The following is a 13,958-nucleotide window of genomic DNA, read 5'->3' as shown; positions in this document are numbered from 1 at the left end:
GTGTCTTGTTGTTATCGTTCAGTCTAGGGCCGCGGGCGCACGGGACAAGTCCCTCGCCGTCATTCCGGGGCGCCCGAAGGGCGAGCCCGGAATCCATCGGGCCACAGGAAATGCCGCTTGATGGATTCCGGGTTCGACGCTGACGCGTCGCCCCGGAATGACGGCGGAGACTCACCGCACGGTCGCAAAAAACTTCCGGACATCGCGCACGAACAGCTCCGGCTGCTCGAAGGCGGCGAAGTGACCGCCCTTCTCCATCTCGCTCCAATGCGTGATGTCATGGAAGTTCGGCTCCATCCAGCGCCGCACCGGCGTGACGATCTCCTTGGGGAACACCGCGACACCCGTCGGCACCTTCACCACCGGCGTGGTGCGGCGCTTGCCAAAGCTCTCCCAATAGAGCCGCGCCGACGAGGTCGCCGTCTGCGTCGCCCAATAGAGCATGACGTTGTCGAGCAGCTCGTCCTTGCTGAAGATGTTTTCGGGGTGGCCATTGCAATCGGTCCAGGCCCAGAATTTTTCCAGGATCCAGGCCGCCTGGCCGCTCGGCGAATCCGTCAGGCCATAGCCGAGCGTCTGCGGCCGCGTCGACTGCTGCTTGGAATAGCCGGAGTCGAGATCGGCGTAGTGCTTGAGGCCGGCCAGCGCCCGCTTCTCCTCTGGCGTCGGCTCGCCCTCGACCTTCGGTGCCGCGTTGAAGGCGAGCGTGATGTGGATGCCGGCGCAATGAGTGGGGTCCTGCGCTCCGAGCGAGGTCGTCACCGCCGAGCCCCAGTCGCCGCCTTGCGCGCCATAACGCGCGTAGCCCAGGCGGTCCATCAGCTTGGCCCAGGTCGCGGCAATGCGATCGACGCCCCAGCCGGTGGTCCCCGGCTTGCCCGAGAAGCCGAAGCCAGGCAGCGAGGGGCAGATCACGTGAAAGGCATCGGCGGGATTGCCGCCATGCGCGGCGGGATCGGTGAGCGGCGCGATCACCTTCTGGAACTCGACGATGGAGCCGGGCCAGCCGTGGGTGATGATCAACGGAAGCGCCGACGGCTCCTTCGCGCGCGCATGAATGAAGTGGATGTCGAGGCCGTCGATCTCCGTGGTGAACTGCGCAAAGCGATTGAGCTTTGCCTCGCGCGAGCGCCAGTCATACGCGTTGGCCCAATAGGTGCAGATCTCCTGGATCCATTTCAGCGGCGCGCCCTGGCTCCAGTCGTCGACTAGCTCGGCCTCCGGCCAGCGTGTGCGGGCAAGGCGTGACTTCAGGTCGGCGAGGATGTCGTCGCCGATGGCGATGCGAAATGGATTGATGGCGGTCATCGGTTGCTCCCGATTTGTTTCTGCCGGGAGAGTAGACCGAACCTATGCGGCATCAAAGGTGCCCCTTCTCCCCTTGTGGGAGAAGGTGGCGCGAAGCGCCGGATGAGGGGTCTCTATCCGCGTGAACTACTGGGAGAGGATCGCTCGCGGAGAAAGACCCCTCACCCGTCTCGCCGCTACGCGGCGAGCCACCCTCTCCCACAAGGGGAGAGGGGAAGAAGCTAGCCCGACAGCGCTGCCTTCACGAGACCAGACGCCTTGCCGAAATCCATTTGCCCTGCGTACTTCGCGCGCAGCACGGCGATCACCTTGCCCATGTCCTTCATGCCGGCAGCGCGGGTCTCGGCAATCGCATCCGCGATCGCCTTCTTCACGTCGTCATCGGGCATCTGCTTCGGCAGATACGCCGAGATCACCGCGATCTCCTCGCGCTCCTGTGCGGCAAGCTCGGCGCGGCCGCCCTTGTCATAGAGCTCGACCGCCTCCTGACGCTGCTTGATCATCTTCTGCAGCACTGCCAGGATGTCGGCGTCCGACAGCGGCGGCTTGCCGCTGCCGCGCGCGTCGATGTCGGCGTTCTTGATGGTCGAGTTGACCATGCGCAGCGTGGACAGCTTGCGCTCGTCCTTGGCCTTCATGGCCTCCTTGACCGCATTGTTGATGTCGTCGCGCAGCATGATCGTGATCCCTTCGAATATCCAACGCTTGATCTAGGCCGTTCGTGGCCTTCAGACAACCTCGGTTCGGAGCCATTCGGTCAGCGCTTGAACGGTCGCTTCCGGCCGCTCGGCTTGCGGCAGGTGCCCACAGCGATCGAGGATCACGAGCCTGGCGCCGGCGATCCCCTCGGCCATCTCCTTGGAGAAGGCGTTGGGGATGGTGTTGTCGGCATCGCCCGTCAGCACCAGCGTCGGGCATTTGATTGTCGCTAAGGTCGGCCGCGAATCCGCCCGCGCGATGATCGCGGCCTGCTGCCGCAGATAGCCCTCGACGCCGACGTCCTCGTCCTGCGCATGCACGAGCCTGAGAATCTCGGCATCGTCGCGCCGCGACGGATGCACGAGCTCCGGAAAACTCTCCTCGCGCACGGCACGGAGCTCACCGCGTCTGGCGCGCTCCATCTGGGCACGGCGGCGCGCGGTGGCCTCCGGCGAGTCGGGCCGCGCCTGCGTGTTGATCAGCGCGAGTTTTGTCACGCGCTCGCTGGCCTGGCGCATGATCTCGAAGGCGATGTAGCCACCCATGGAATGGCCGGCGAGGGCAAAGCGCGGCGGCGCCTCGGCGAGGATGCGGCGGGCGATCGCAACCATGCTGTCGTCGCGGATGTGGTTGGCGACCGTCACCGGCCCGAAACGCCAGAGCGCGGGGATCACGGGCGCATAGATCCGGGCCGAGGACGCCAGCCCCGGAACCAGCACAATGGGGGTGGTCTGGTCCATTATTGCCTCGCAAGCCCAGGAAATTGCCGGAAATTGTGCGTCCGAGCTTAAGGGTGGGAGGAGGCCTGTCAAATATGCAAAAACGCATGTGAATCGGCGCTCTCTCGCTTTGACGTGCACACGCGGGGGGCTTATGAAGCGGGCTCATGACACAACATGACAACGATCCCGCCTGGCCGGACCACAAACCGACCGCGCTCCTCGTGCTTGCCGACGGCACGGTGCTGGAGGGCTTTGGTCTCGGCGCCGAGGGCCACGCCGTCGGCGAGGTCTGCTTCAACACCGCAATGACCGGCTATGAGGAGATCCTGACCGATCCCTCCTATGCCGGCCAGCTCATCACCTTCACCTTCCCGCATATCGGCAATGTCGGCACCAACGACGAGGATATCGAGACGGTGAACATGGCCGCGACGCCCGGCGCGCGCGGCGTGATCCTGCGCACCGCGATCACCAATCCCTCGAACTACCGCGCCACCAAGCATCTCGATGCCTGGCTCAAGGCCCGCGGCATCATCGGCCTCTCCGGCATCGACACCCGCGCGCTGACCGCGCTGATCCGCTCCAAGGGCATGCCGAACGCCGTGATCGCGCACTCGAAGTCTGGCGAGTTCGATTTGCACGGCCTCAAGGAAGAGGCGCGCGAATGGCCGGGGCTCGAAGGCATGGACCTCGTGCCGATGGTGACGAGCGGCCAGCGCTTCACCTGGGACGAGATGCCCTGGGCCTGGGACAAGGGCTTCGGCCGCCAGGACAAGCCCGAGTTCAACGTCGTCGCCATCGACTACGGCATCAAGCGCAACATCCTGCGCCTGCTCGCCGGTGTCGGCTGCAAGGTGACGGTGGTGCCGGCGACGACCCCCGCCGAAGACATCCTGGCGTTGAAGCCGGACGGCGTGTTCCTGTCCAACGGTCCGGGCGATCCGGCCGCGACCGGCAAATATGCCGTGCCCGTGATCCGCGACGTGATCAAGTCGGGCACGCCGACCTTCGGCATCTGCCTTGGCCACCAGATGCTGGGCCTTGCCGTCGGCGCCAAGACCAAGAAGATGCATCAGGGCCATCACGGGGCCAATCACCCGGTGAAGGACGAGACCACCGGCAAGGTCGAGATCACCTCGATGAACCACGGCTTTGCCGTGGACGAGACGACGCTGCCGAAGGGCGCGACGCAGACCCACATTTCCTTGTTTGATGGATCCAACTGCGGCATCCAGCTCGACGGCAAGCCGGTATTCTCCGTGCAATATCATCCCGAGGCCTCACCCGGCCCGCGCGACTCGCATTACCTGTTCCAGCGCTTCGCCGACCTGATGCGGCAGAGGAAGAGGGCGTAAGGCGCGTTCTCCACGGATACTTCACGACAAAAGCCCGGGCTCGCCCCGGGCTTTTCGTCATTCCGGGGCGCGCGTAGCGCGAGCCCGGAATCCATCTGACAACAGACTTTGCAGTGTCATGGATTCTCTGATGCGCAATTGCGCATCATAGCTCGACGCTGCGCGTCGCCCCGGAATGACGGTGGAACGAGGAACGTCGCCGCACGCGTTTGGTTGATCCCTGCTATTCTTGCGCAGGAGCACAGCCATGTCCGTCGTCCGCGACAAGGCCGAGCCGCTCGCCATTGTTTTCGAGGATGACGGGCTCGTGCCGAACAACATCCTTCCGTTCCTGGTCTACCAGGGCGCGGTGAAGCTCGACCCAAAGCGCCCGGAAGAGACCATCGAGAATCTGTTCGAAGCGAACGGCTGGGGCGGGACGTGGCGCAACGGCGTCTACGATTATCTGCATTATCATGCGACGGTGCATGAGGTGCTCGGCGTCGCGCGCGGCAGCGCCCGCGTGCGTTTCGGCGGCGATCACGGCCAGGAGCTTCAGATCAAGGCCGGCGACGTTGCGATCCTGCCCGCCGGCACCGGACATCAATGCATCAAGGCGAGCGATGATTTTTGCGTGATCGGCGCCTATCCGCCAGGCGCAAAAATGGAGATCACGCGCGCAACGCCGGAGAACCATGCGAAAGCGCTGAAGACGATTCCGCAAGTGGCGCTGCCGCCGGCTGATCCCGTGACGGGGAAGGACGGCGCGCTGATGCGGTTGTGGCGGTAGCCACACGCGTGGTGCAGTAGGGTGGGTTAGCCAAAGGCGTAACCCACCTCTTCTGTTTCCGCGGACAGAGACAGTGGTGGGTTACGCCTTGCAGATGCGCTTCGCGCTTCTGCGAGGCTAACCCACCCTACGCATCCCGTTACGGCTCGTTGCCGCCCTCCTGCCTCGTCGCTTCAAACAGGAACCAGGTCCGCCGCTCGGTCTCGTCGATGAAGTTCTCCAAAATGCTGGCGCTGGCGACGTCGCCGGCCTCGTCGCAGACGTCGTGCGCCTTGCGCATCGCGGCTGCGACGTGCTTGTTGTCCTGCATCAGCTCGCGCAGCATCTCGCGCGGCGGGACGTAGTCCTCGTTGTTGTCCTTGATGGTCTGGAGCTTTGCGACCTGGCCGATCGACCTCAGCGTGGTGCCGCCGATCTTGCGGACGCGCTCGGCGAGCTGGTCGGTGGTGGCGAAGATCTGGTCGGACTGCTCGTCGAGCAGCAGGTGGTAATCGCGGAAGTGGCGCCCGCTGATGTGCCAGTGAAAATTCTTGGTCTTCAGATAAAGCGCGAACGCGTCGGCCAGAAGCACGTTGAGCGCCTCAGAGACTTTCTTGACCCCGTCGGGCGACAGATCCGTGGGGGTATCGAGTTCGGGCGAGACCTTGTTGTTGGTTTTGCTCACGGGAGACCTTCCTGTTAGGACGCGGACATTGACGGCGCGCCGCCGCACCCCTAACGCAAGGTGGGCAGCGCGGTTCCTAGATAGGAACCCCTGGGCGGGATACCAATGGACGATTGGATCGATTATTACGACTCGACGCATACGATCTATGTCAGCAAGCTGCATCGCGACTTGCACTTCCAGATCATTGCGCGGGACATCATCGGCTACATCCCCTCGCCCGATGCGACGGTGCTGGACTATGCCTGCGGCGAAGCGCTGTCGGCGAGCCAGGTGGCGGCCGCCTGCGGCATGCTGATCCTGGCCGAGCCCGCGCCGGGCGTGCGCGGCCGGCTGATCGCGCGGTTTGCCCCAAACACCAAGATCCGCGTCCGCTCGCTCGAGGACGTCCGCAAGATGCAGGATCAGTCGATCGATCTCGTCGTGATGAACTCGGTCGCACAATACATGACGCCGGACGAGCTCGATGCGGCGCTATTGAACATCCGCCGCATCCTGAAACCCTCCGGCAAGCTGGTGCTGGGCGACATCCTACAGCCCAATGTCGGCATGGTCAGGGATGTGATGGCGCTGCTCGGGTTCGGCCTGCGTCACGGATTTCTGAAGGACGCGCTGATCGGGCTGATCAGCACCGCGCTGTCGGATTATCGCCAGCTGCGCTCGAAGATCGGACTGCAGCGCTACAGCGAGGACGAGATCACGGCCAAGCTGAAGGCGGCGGGCTTCGCGGTCCAGCGCGCCCACAGCAATATCGGGCACAACCGCTGGCGCATGACCTTCATCGCGAGGCCGCCTCTGGTCCGTTAAGCATAACGATCAGCTGAGGTGGCCTGGCGCACGCCGATCGGGAATAATCCTGATGGCCCGGTGGCGGAAATGTCTACGCGGGGGCGGTGCATCGCTCTTCATCCTGGTTCAAATCCAGGCCGGGTCTCCACGCTTCGCCCCTGCGGGGCTACGCGTGGCGCAGCCACGCAAGACCCGAAGGGGCGAAGCGTGTCCGGCGTAGCTGGAGCATAGCGGAAGCGGAGACGGACTGCCCGCCCGCCCCGACGATGCCGGCAACGCACCGTCAAACCCCTGAAAATTGGCGGTTGATGGGCGTTTTTCGGGGTTTCGCCGCTCCAAAAACTGGTTTAAGACCCACCCGCGCGCGAGGGAGACCCCGCGCTCTCGCCAAATGGGGACGCGCGGCAAGCGCGCCCTTTTTTTGTGCCCAGATCCCAGCCCGTGAGCGGTGATGCCCAAACGAACCGACATCTCGACCATCCTGATCATCGGCGCCGGTCCCATCGTGATCGGCCAGGCCTGCGAGTTCGACTATTCGGGCACGCAGGCGGTGAAGACGCTGAAGGAAGAGGGCTATCGCATCGTCCTCGTCAATTCCAACCCGGCCACCATCATGACCGACCCGGAATTGGCGGATGCGACCTATATCGAGCCGATCACGCCCGAGATCGTCGCCAAGATCATCGAGAAGGAACGTCACGTCGTCCCCGGCGGCTTCGCGCTGCTGCCGACCATGGGCGGCCAGACCGCGCTGAACTGCGCGCTGTCGCTGCGCCGCCAGGGCACGCTGGAGAAGTTCGACGTCGAGATGATCGGCGCCACCGCCGATGCCATCGACAAGGCGGAAGACCGCCAGCTCTTCCGCGAGGCCATGACCAAGATCGGGCTCGAGACGCCGAAGTCTCGGCTCGCCAACGCCTCCGAGCTGAAGAAGTCGTTCCGCGAGAAGTACCAGGCCGAACGCGAGAAGCTGTCGGGCGCCGCGCTCGAAGAGCTCGACCGGCAGTGGACGCTCGGCGAGAGCGAGCGTCGCAAGCGCTACCAGGAATACGCCTTCGGCCAGGCCATGATGGCGCTGTCCGAGATCGGCCTGCCCGCGATCATCCGCCCCTCCTTCACGATGGGTGGCACCGGCGGCGGCATCGCCTACAACAAGGAAGAGTTCCTCGACATCATCGAGCGCGGCCTTGACGCGTCTCCCACCAACGAAGTGCTGATCGAGGAGTCCGTGCTCGGCTGGAAAGAGTACGAGATGGAGGTGGTGCGCGACAAGAAAGACAATTGCATCATCGTCTGCTCGATCGAGAACCTCGATCCGATGGGCGTGCACACCGGCGATTCCATCACGGTGGCGCCGGCGCTGACGCTGACCGACAAGGAATACCAGATCATGCGCGACGCCTCGCTGGCGGTGCTGCGCGAGATCGGGGTCGAGACCGGCGGCTCCAACGTTCAGTTCGGCGTCAATCCCGAAGACGGCCGCATGGTCGTCATCGAGATGAATCCGCGCGTGTCGCGCTCCTCCGCGCTGGCCTCGAAAGCCACCGGTTTTCCGATCGCCAAGGTCGCCGCCAAGCTCGCGGTCGGCTACACGCTCGACGAGATCGCCAACGACATCACCGGCGGCGCGACGCCGGCCTCGTTCGAGCCGACCATCGACTACGTTGTCACCAAGGTGCCGCGTTTTGCCTTCGAGAAATTCCCGGGCGCCTCGACCACGCTGACCACCTCGATGAAATCGGTCGGCGAGGTCATGGCGATCGGCCGCACCTTCCAGGAAAGCCTGCAAAAGGCGCTGCGCGGGCTCGAGACGGGATTGACCGGCCTCGACGAGATCGAGATCGAGGGCCTCGGCCGCGACGACGACAAGAACGCGATCCGCGCCGCGCTCGGCACTCCGACGCCGAACCGCATCCTCCAGGTCGCCCAGGCCATGCGGCTCGGCTGGTCGAACGAGGACATCTTCAACTCCTGCAAGATCGATCCGTGGTTCCTCGCCGAGATGCGCGGCATCGTCGAGATGGAGGAGAAGGTCAGGAAGAACGGCCTGCCTGGCAACGCCTTCGGCATGCGCACGCTGAAGGCCATGGGCTTCTCCGACGCGCGGCTCGCCGTGCTGGCCGAGACGACGGAGGCCGAAGTCAAGGCGAAGCGCCATGCGCTCGGCGTCCACCCGGTGTACAAGCGCATCGACACCTGCGCGGCCGAGTTCGCCTCGCCCACCGCCTACATGTACTCGACCTATGAGGCGCCGTTCGCCGGCCTGCCCGCGGACGAGAGCGCGCCGTCCGACAAGAAGAAGGTCATCATTCTCGGCGGCGGTCCCAACCGGATCGGCCAGGGCATCGAGTTCGACTATTGCTGCTGTCACGCCTGCTTCGCGCTGCACGACGCCGGCTACGAATCCATCATGGTCAACTGCAATCCGGAGACGGTGTCGACCGACTACGACACTGCCGACCGGCTCTATTTCGAGCCGCTCACCGCCGAGGACGTGCTGGAGATCATCGCCAAGGAGCGCAGCAACGGCACCCTGCACGGCGTGATCGTGCAGTTCGGCGGCCAGACCCCGCTGAAGCTGGCGCGTGCGCTGGAAGCCGCCGAAGTGCCGATTCTCGGCACCTCACCCGACGCCATCGACCTCGCCGAGGACCGCGACCGCTTCAAGCGCGTGCTCGACAAGCTGCGCCTCAAGCAACCGAAGAACGGCATCGCCTACTCGGTCGAGCAGGCCCGCCTCGTCTCCGCCGATCTCGGCCTGCCGCTGGTGGTGCGCCCGTCCTACGTGCTCGGCGGCCGTGCGATGCAGATCATCCGCGAGGAGAACCAGCTCAATGATTATCTGCTCGGCACGCTGCCGGAGCTGGTGCCGGCCGATGTCAAGGCGCGCTATCCGAACGACAAGACCGGGCAGATCAACACCGTGCTCGGCAAGAACCCGCTGCTGTTCGACCGCTATCTGTCGGATGCCACGGAAATCGACGTCGACTGCCTGTGCGACGGCAAGGACACCTTCATCGTCGGCATCATGGAGCACATCGAGGAAGCCGGCATCCATTCCGGCGACAGCGCCTGCTCGCTGCCGCCGCACTCGCTCGATGCGGAAATGATCGAGGAGCTGGAGCGGCAGACCCGCGAGCTCGCGCTCGGCCTCGACGTCATTGGCCTGATGAACGTGCAATACGCCATCAAGGACGGCGAGATCTACGTGCTCGAGGTCAATCCGCGTGCCTCGCGCACCGTGCCGTTCGTCGCCAAGGTGATCGGCACGCCGGTCGCCAAGATCGCCGCGCGCATCATGGCCGGCGAGAAGCTTGCCGATTTCAAGCTGAAGAAGGCGGCACTCAAGCACGTCGGCGTCAAGGAATCGGTCTTCCCGTTCGCACGCTTCCCCGGCGTCGACACTGTGCTCGGCCCCGAGATGCGCTCGACCGGCGAGGTCATGGGAATCGACCGCTCGTTTGCGGTCGCCTTCGCCAAGAGTCAGCTCGGCGGCGGCACGCGGGTGCCGCGTAAGGGCACCGTGTTCGTCTCGGTGCGCGAAAGCGACAAGACGCGCATCGCGGATGCCGTGCGCGAATTGCATTCGCTCGGCTTCAAGGTGCTGGCGACCTCGGGCACGGCGCGCTTCCTGACCGACCAGGGCATCCCGACCGAGAAGGTGAACAAGGTGCTGGAAGGGCGGCCGCACATCGTCGATGCCATCACCAATGGCGACGTCCAGCTCGTCTTCAACACCACCGAAGGCCCGCAGGCGCTGGCCGACAGCCGCTCGCTGCGGCGCGCGGCCCTCTTGCATAAAGTGCCATATTACACCACTCTTTCCGGGGCCGTGGCGGCCGCGCAGGGCATCCGCGCCTATCTGGGCGGGGACCTTGAGGTTCGTACCCTGCAGAGCTACTTTTCGGAAACCTGATCGCTAGCGGCAGCGAAGCTTCCGCTAAGTGATTGGCAATGAAGCCACAATGGCCGGAGGAACCGATCCGGCCAGGTGGCAGTTCTGTTCCGGCGCTAAAGCCCATATCTGTCAAGGTCCGGCAGCCCCTCTTTGGGCTCTGGAGGACTGACGAATCAAGGTTGCGGCGCCCATCCGCATTCTGGGGCGCACGATCGAAGGACGAGAGAGACGATGGAAAAGGTTCCGATGACCCAGGCCGGCTTTGTCGCGCTCGGGGAAGAATTGAAGCAGCGCCAGTCCGTGGACCGTCCGCGGATCATCGAGCATATCGCGGAGGCGCGCTCGCACGGAGACCTGTCGGAGAACGCGGAATATCATGCCGCGAAGGAAGAGCAGTCGCACAATGAGGGTCGCATCGCCGAGCTCGAGGACAAGCTCGCGCGCGCCGACATCATCGACATCTCCAAGCTCTCCGGCGACACCATCAAGTTCGGCGCCACCGTGACGCTGGTCGATGAGGACACCGAGAAGAAGACGGTGTGGCAGATCGTCGGCGAGGTCGAGGCGGACGCCAAGAAGGGCCGGATCTCGATCACCTCGCCGCTCGCACGCGCATTGATCGGCAAGAAGAAGGGCGCCACGGTCGAGGTCAACACGCCGGGCGGCGCCAAGGCGTACGAGATCACCAAGGTGGAGTGGCGGTAAGGACTTGCCGCTGCGTCTGCTGACGTTTCAAAAAGGCCGCGCAGTGCGCGGCCTTTTTGGCGTGTTGCTGGAGTTGTGGCGGACACACGTTCTCACCACACGTCATTGCGAGCGGAGCGAAGCAATCCAGACTGCCTCTGCGGAAAGACACTGGATTGCTTCGCTCCGCTCGCAATGACGGAGAGGACCGTGGACTGGTCTTCACCTCTCCCCGTAAGAACGGGAAGAGGGAGAAGACCCTAACGTCGTCCCTTCACCTCGAGCGGCACGGCCGCCTCGTACTTCGAATTGTGCAGCACCAATGACGTGCGCACGTTGCGGACATGCGGTGCCGCCGTCAGATGCGTGACGAAATCCTGGAAGGTCGCCATGTCGGGTGCGACGCATTTCAGGATGAAATCGACCTCGCCGGACAGCATCCAGCATTCCCGCACCAGGGGCTCGGCGCGGACGAACTCCTCGAACGCGCGCAAATCCGCTTCGGCCTGGCTGGACAGGTGCACGGCGGCGAAAACGGTCACGTCGAAGCCCAGCTTGCGTGCGTCCAGGAGGCCGCGATAGCCGTGGATGTAACCCTCCTCCTCCAGCGCCCGGACGCGGCGCAGACAGGGGGGCGGCGAGATGCCGACGCGCTTGGCCAGTTCGACATTGGTGATTCGACCGTCGGCCTGAATCTCGGTGAGAATTTTCAGGTCGATCTCGTCTAGGTTCCGCGACACGTGATTGGAACTCCTGGCCTTTGCGGCGGTATTGGGTGATTTGTCGAAATCCTCATAGCCCAATACGCACCGGCGGCGCAATTTTATTGCGCGTGCAGCGCAATCGACTTTTGTTCCCTGTTGGAAAAATCCGCCGATAGGGAATGCAATTCTTGCATGGCTCGCCAGATTGCTTAGATTAGCTCTGATATTTCAGCGCCTCCGCTAGGCCTCCCGGCACATTCCGCGCCCGCGCTGCAAATCCCCCGTGAAAGGCGTCCATCGAAATGTCCGCTCCTGTTCATGCAAAGGTCGTCATCATCGGCTCCGGCCCGGCTGGCTACACCGCCGCGATCTACGCCGCGCGCGCGATGCTTGAGCCGATCCTGATCCAGGGCATCCAACCCGGCGGCCAGCTCACCATCACGACCGACGTCGAGAACTATCCAGGCTTCGCCGACGTGATCCAGGGCCCTTGGCTGATGGAGCAGATGGAGAAGCAGGCGGTCCATGTCGGCACCAAGATCGTCTCCGACCTGGTGACCAAGCTGGAGACGGCGCAGCGGCCGTTCCGCCTCACCTGCGACTCTGGCGACGTCTATCTCGCCGAGACCGTGATCCTGGCCACCGGCGCGCAGGCGCGCTGGCTCGGGCTGCCGTCGGAAGCCAAGTTCCAGGGCGGCGGCGTGTCGGCCTGCGCCACCTGCGACGGCTTCTTCTACCGTGGCAAGGAGGTGATCGTGGTCGGCGGCGGCAACACCGCAGTCGAGGAAGCCCTGTACCTCACCAACCATGCCTCGCAGGTCACGATCGTGCATCGTCGCGATCATTTCCGGGCCGAGCGCATCCTGCAGGAGCGCCTGTTCAAGCATCCGAAGATCAAGGTGATCTGGGACGCCGCGGTCGACGAGATCTGCGGCACCGAGAACCCCAACAAGGTCACCCATGTCCGGCTCAAGAACGTCAAGACCGGCGCGCTCACGGACGTCAAGGCCGACGGCATCTTCATCGCCATCGGGCATGCGCCCGCGACCGAGCTGGTCAAGGATCAGGTCAAGCTGAAACCCTCCGGCTATATCGAGGTCGCCCCGAACTCGACCGCGACCTCGATGCCCGGCCTGTTCGCCGCCGGCGACGTCGCCGACGAAACCTATCGCCAGGCCGTGACGGCCGCCGGCCTCGGCTGCATGGCCGCACTCGAAGCCGAACGTTTCTTGGCCCTTCGCGCCAGCGAGCGCGCGGCAGCGGAATAGAATCATGCCCCGAACACGCGACGGATTTACGGATATGGACTGGGACAAGCTGAAGGTGTTTCACGCCGCGGCGGAAGCGGGCAGCTTCACGCATGCGGGCGAGCAGCTCGGCCTGTCGCAATCGGCGGTGTCGCGCCAGGTCTCGGCGCTGGAGCAGGAGCTCTCGGTCTCGCTGTTCCACCGCCACGCCCGCGGCCTGATCCTTACCGAGCAGGGCGACCTGTTGTTCCGCACGGCGCATGACGTGTTCATGCAGCTGCAGGCGGCGCGCGCCAAGCTGACCGACAGCCGCGAACGGCCGAGCGGCGATCTCAAGATCACCACCACGCCCGGCGTCGGCATCAACTGGCTGATCCCGCGGCTCGGCGAATTCACCGCGCTCTATCCGGAGATCCGCATCTCGCTGATCGTCACCGACGAGGAGCTCGATCTGTCGATGCGCGAGGCTGACGTCGCGATCCGCACCCGCAAGCCGACGCAGCCGGATCTGATCCAGCGCAAGCTGTTCGCGATGGGCTTCCACGCCTATTGCTCGCCGGAATACATCAAGCGCTTCGGCACGCCGCGCACGCTGGAGGAGCTCGACTCCCACCGCATCATCACGCTCTCGGACGGCAATTTCGCGCCGCACCTGCAAAACCGCAACTGGCTGATCGAAGCCGGGCGCAACGGCTCGGGTCCGCGCGAAGCCTATTTCAAGGTCAACAACATCCTCGGTCTCGTGCGCGCCTGCGCGCAGGGCCTCGGCATCGCCGCCCTGCCCGATTACCTGGTCGAGGAGCAGAGCAAGCTCGTGCAGCTGTTCGGCGAGTCGGACTCGATCCAGCTCGACACCTACTTCGTCTATCCCGAGGAGTTGAAGACGGTCGCGCGCGTGCAGGTGTTCCGTGACTTCGTGGTGAGCAAGGCGCAACGCTGGCCGTCCTGATTTCCGCATGACTGACATGCGGCCTCGGCTGTTGCTGCAAGGCACTCGGCAAGCCCATAATGTTTGCACGCTGAGCCTTCGCGTTGCGCATTTGTCCCCCTCCTCCAGTGGCGCGGGAGTTCAGTAATCCCTCTTGGAAGGTGATTGTGTCGGCCTCACGTGGCCAATAC

The 13,958-nt window shown here is 64.3% G+C and carries 12 protein-coding genes; 7 read left to right on the top strand and 5 right to left on the bottom strand.

The window, feature by feature from the left end; translation table 11 throughout:
* Positions 1-171: 171 nt before the first annotated feature.
* The 3 genes from I6F24_RS16945 to I6F24_RS16935 all read right to left on the bottom strand — a co-directional run bounded on the left by I6F24_RS16945 (position 172) and on the right by I6F24_RS16935 (position 2,747).
* A complete protein-coding gene (locus I6F24_RS16945; protein ID WP_225151066.1) occupies positions 172-1,308 on the bottom strand; it encodes an epoxide hydrolase family protein in 1,137 nt (378 codons plus the stop codon).
* A gap of 221 nt (positions 1,309-1,529) precedes the next feature.
* The gene (locus tag I6F24_RS16940) at positions 1,530-1,985 is read right to left on the bottom strand and encodes a GatB/YqeY domain-containing protein (protein WP_225151064.1); all 456 of its coding nucleotides are present in this window, start codon (positions 1,983-1,985) and stop codon (positions 1,530-1,532) included.
* A gap of 51 nt (positions 1,986-2,036) precedes the next feature.
* A complete protein-coding gene (locus I6F24_RS16935; RefSeq protein ID WP_225151062.1) occupies positions 2,037-2,747 on the bottom strand; it encodes an alpha/beta fold hydrolase in 711 nt (236 codons plus the stop codon).
* A gap of 146 nt (positions 2,748-2,893) precedes the next feature.
* Here I6F24_RS16935 and carA point away from each other — a divergent pair, with 146 nt between their 5' ends.
* Positions 2,894-4,084 carry a glutamine-hydrolyzing carbamoyl-phosphate synthase small subunit gene (gene carA, locus I6F24_RS16930; RefSeq protein WP_225114076.1) on the top strand — a complete coding sequence of 397 codons (1,191 nt, stop codon included), beginning with the start codon at positions 2,894-2,896 and terminating at the stop codon, positions 4,082-4,084.
* Between the two features lie 247 nt (positions 4,085-4,331).
* A complete protein-coding gene (locus I6F24_RS16925; protein WP_225114077.1) occupies positions 4,332-4,853 on the top strand; it encodes a cupin domain-containing protein in 522 nt (173 codons plus the stop codon).
* 139 nt (positions 4,854-4,992) lie between these two features.
* Here the strand turns inward: I6F24_RS16925 and I6F24_RS16920 are convergent, their stop codons facing one another.
* Positions 4,993-5,517 (bottom strand): DNA starvation/stationary phase protection protein, encoded by a 525-nt coding sequence (locus I6F24_RS16920; RefSeq protein WP_225151060.1) that lies wholly within the window; start codon positions 5,515-5,517, stop codon positions 4,993-4,995.
* Between the two features lie 105 nt (positions 5,518-5,622).
* On the opposite strand from I6F24_RS16920, the gene I6F24_RS16915 reads away from it, so the two are divergent.
* The 3 genes from I6F24_RS16915 (at position 5,623) to greA (ending at position 10,909) form a co-directional block, all read left to right on the top strand.
* Complete coding sequence (locus I6F24_RS16915; protein ID WP_057027719.1) at positions 5,623-6,324, top strand: class I SAM-dependent methyltransferase; 702 nt, start codon at positions 5,623-5,625, stop codon at positions 6,322-6,324.
* Between the two features lie 433 nt (positions 6,325-6,757).
* Positions 6,758-10,222: a carbamoyl-phosphate synthase large subunit gene (gene carB, locus I6F24_RS16910; RefSeq protein WP_225144279.1), complete on the top strand. Its 3,465-nt coding sequence runs from the start codon at positions 6,758-6,760 to the stop codon at positions 10,220-10,222.
* Positions 10,223-10,435: 213 nt separating this feature from the next.
* Positions 10,436-10,909 (top strand): transcription elongation factor GreA, encoded by a 474-nt coding sequence (greA, locus tag I6F24_RS16905; protein WP_036009537.1) that lies wholly within the window; start codon positions 10,436-10,438, stop codon positions 10,907-10,909.
* 239 nt (positions 10,910-11,148) lie between these two features.
* Here the strand turns inward: greA and I6F24_RS16900 are convergent, their stop codons facing one another.
* Positions 11,149-11,628, bottom strand: a complete 480-nt coding sequence (locus I6F24_RS16900; RefSeq protein WP_008135853.1) for an Lrp/AsnC family transcriptional regulator — start codon at positions 11,626-11,628, stop codon at positions 11,149-11,151.
* A gap of 266 nt (positions 11,629-11,894) precedes the next feature.
* On the opposite strand from I6F24_RS16900, the gene trxB reads away from it, so the two are divergent.
* The gene (gene trxB / locus I6F24_RS16895; protein WP_128264079.1) at positions 11,895-12,860 is read left to right on the top strand and encodes a thioredoxin-disulfide reductase; all 966 of its coding nucleotides are present in this window, start codon (positions 11,895-11,897) and stop codon (positions 12,858-12,860) included.
* Between the two features lie 4 nt (positions 12,861-12,864).
* On the top strand, positions 12,865-13,788 hold the full coding sequence (locus tag I6F24_RS16890; protein WP_025032176.1) for a LysR family transcriptional regulator: 924 nt from the start codon (positions 12,865-12,867) through the stop codon (positions 13,786-13,788).
* Positions 13,789-13,958 lie beyond the last annotated feature (170 nt).

The organism is Bradyrhizobium sp. BRP23 (assembly GCF_020194135.1).
GTDB lineage: Bacteria > Pseudomonadota > Alphaproteobacteria > Rhizobiales > Xanthobacteraceae > Bradyrhizobium > Bradyrhizobium yuanmingense.
Note: the sequence above shows the minus strand (reverse complement) of the source record. Positions and strands in the feature narration are given on the sequence as shown.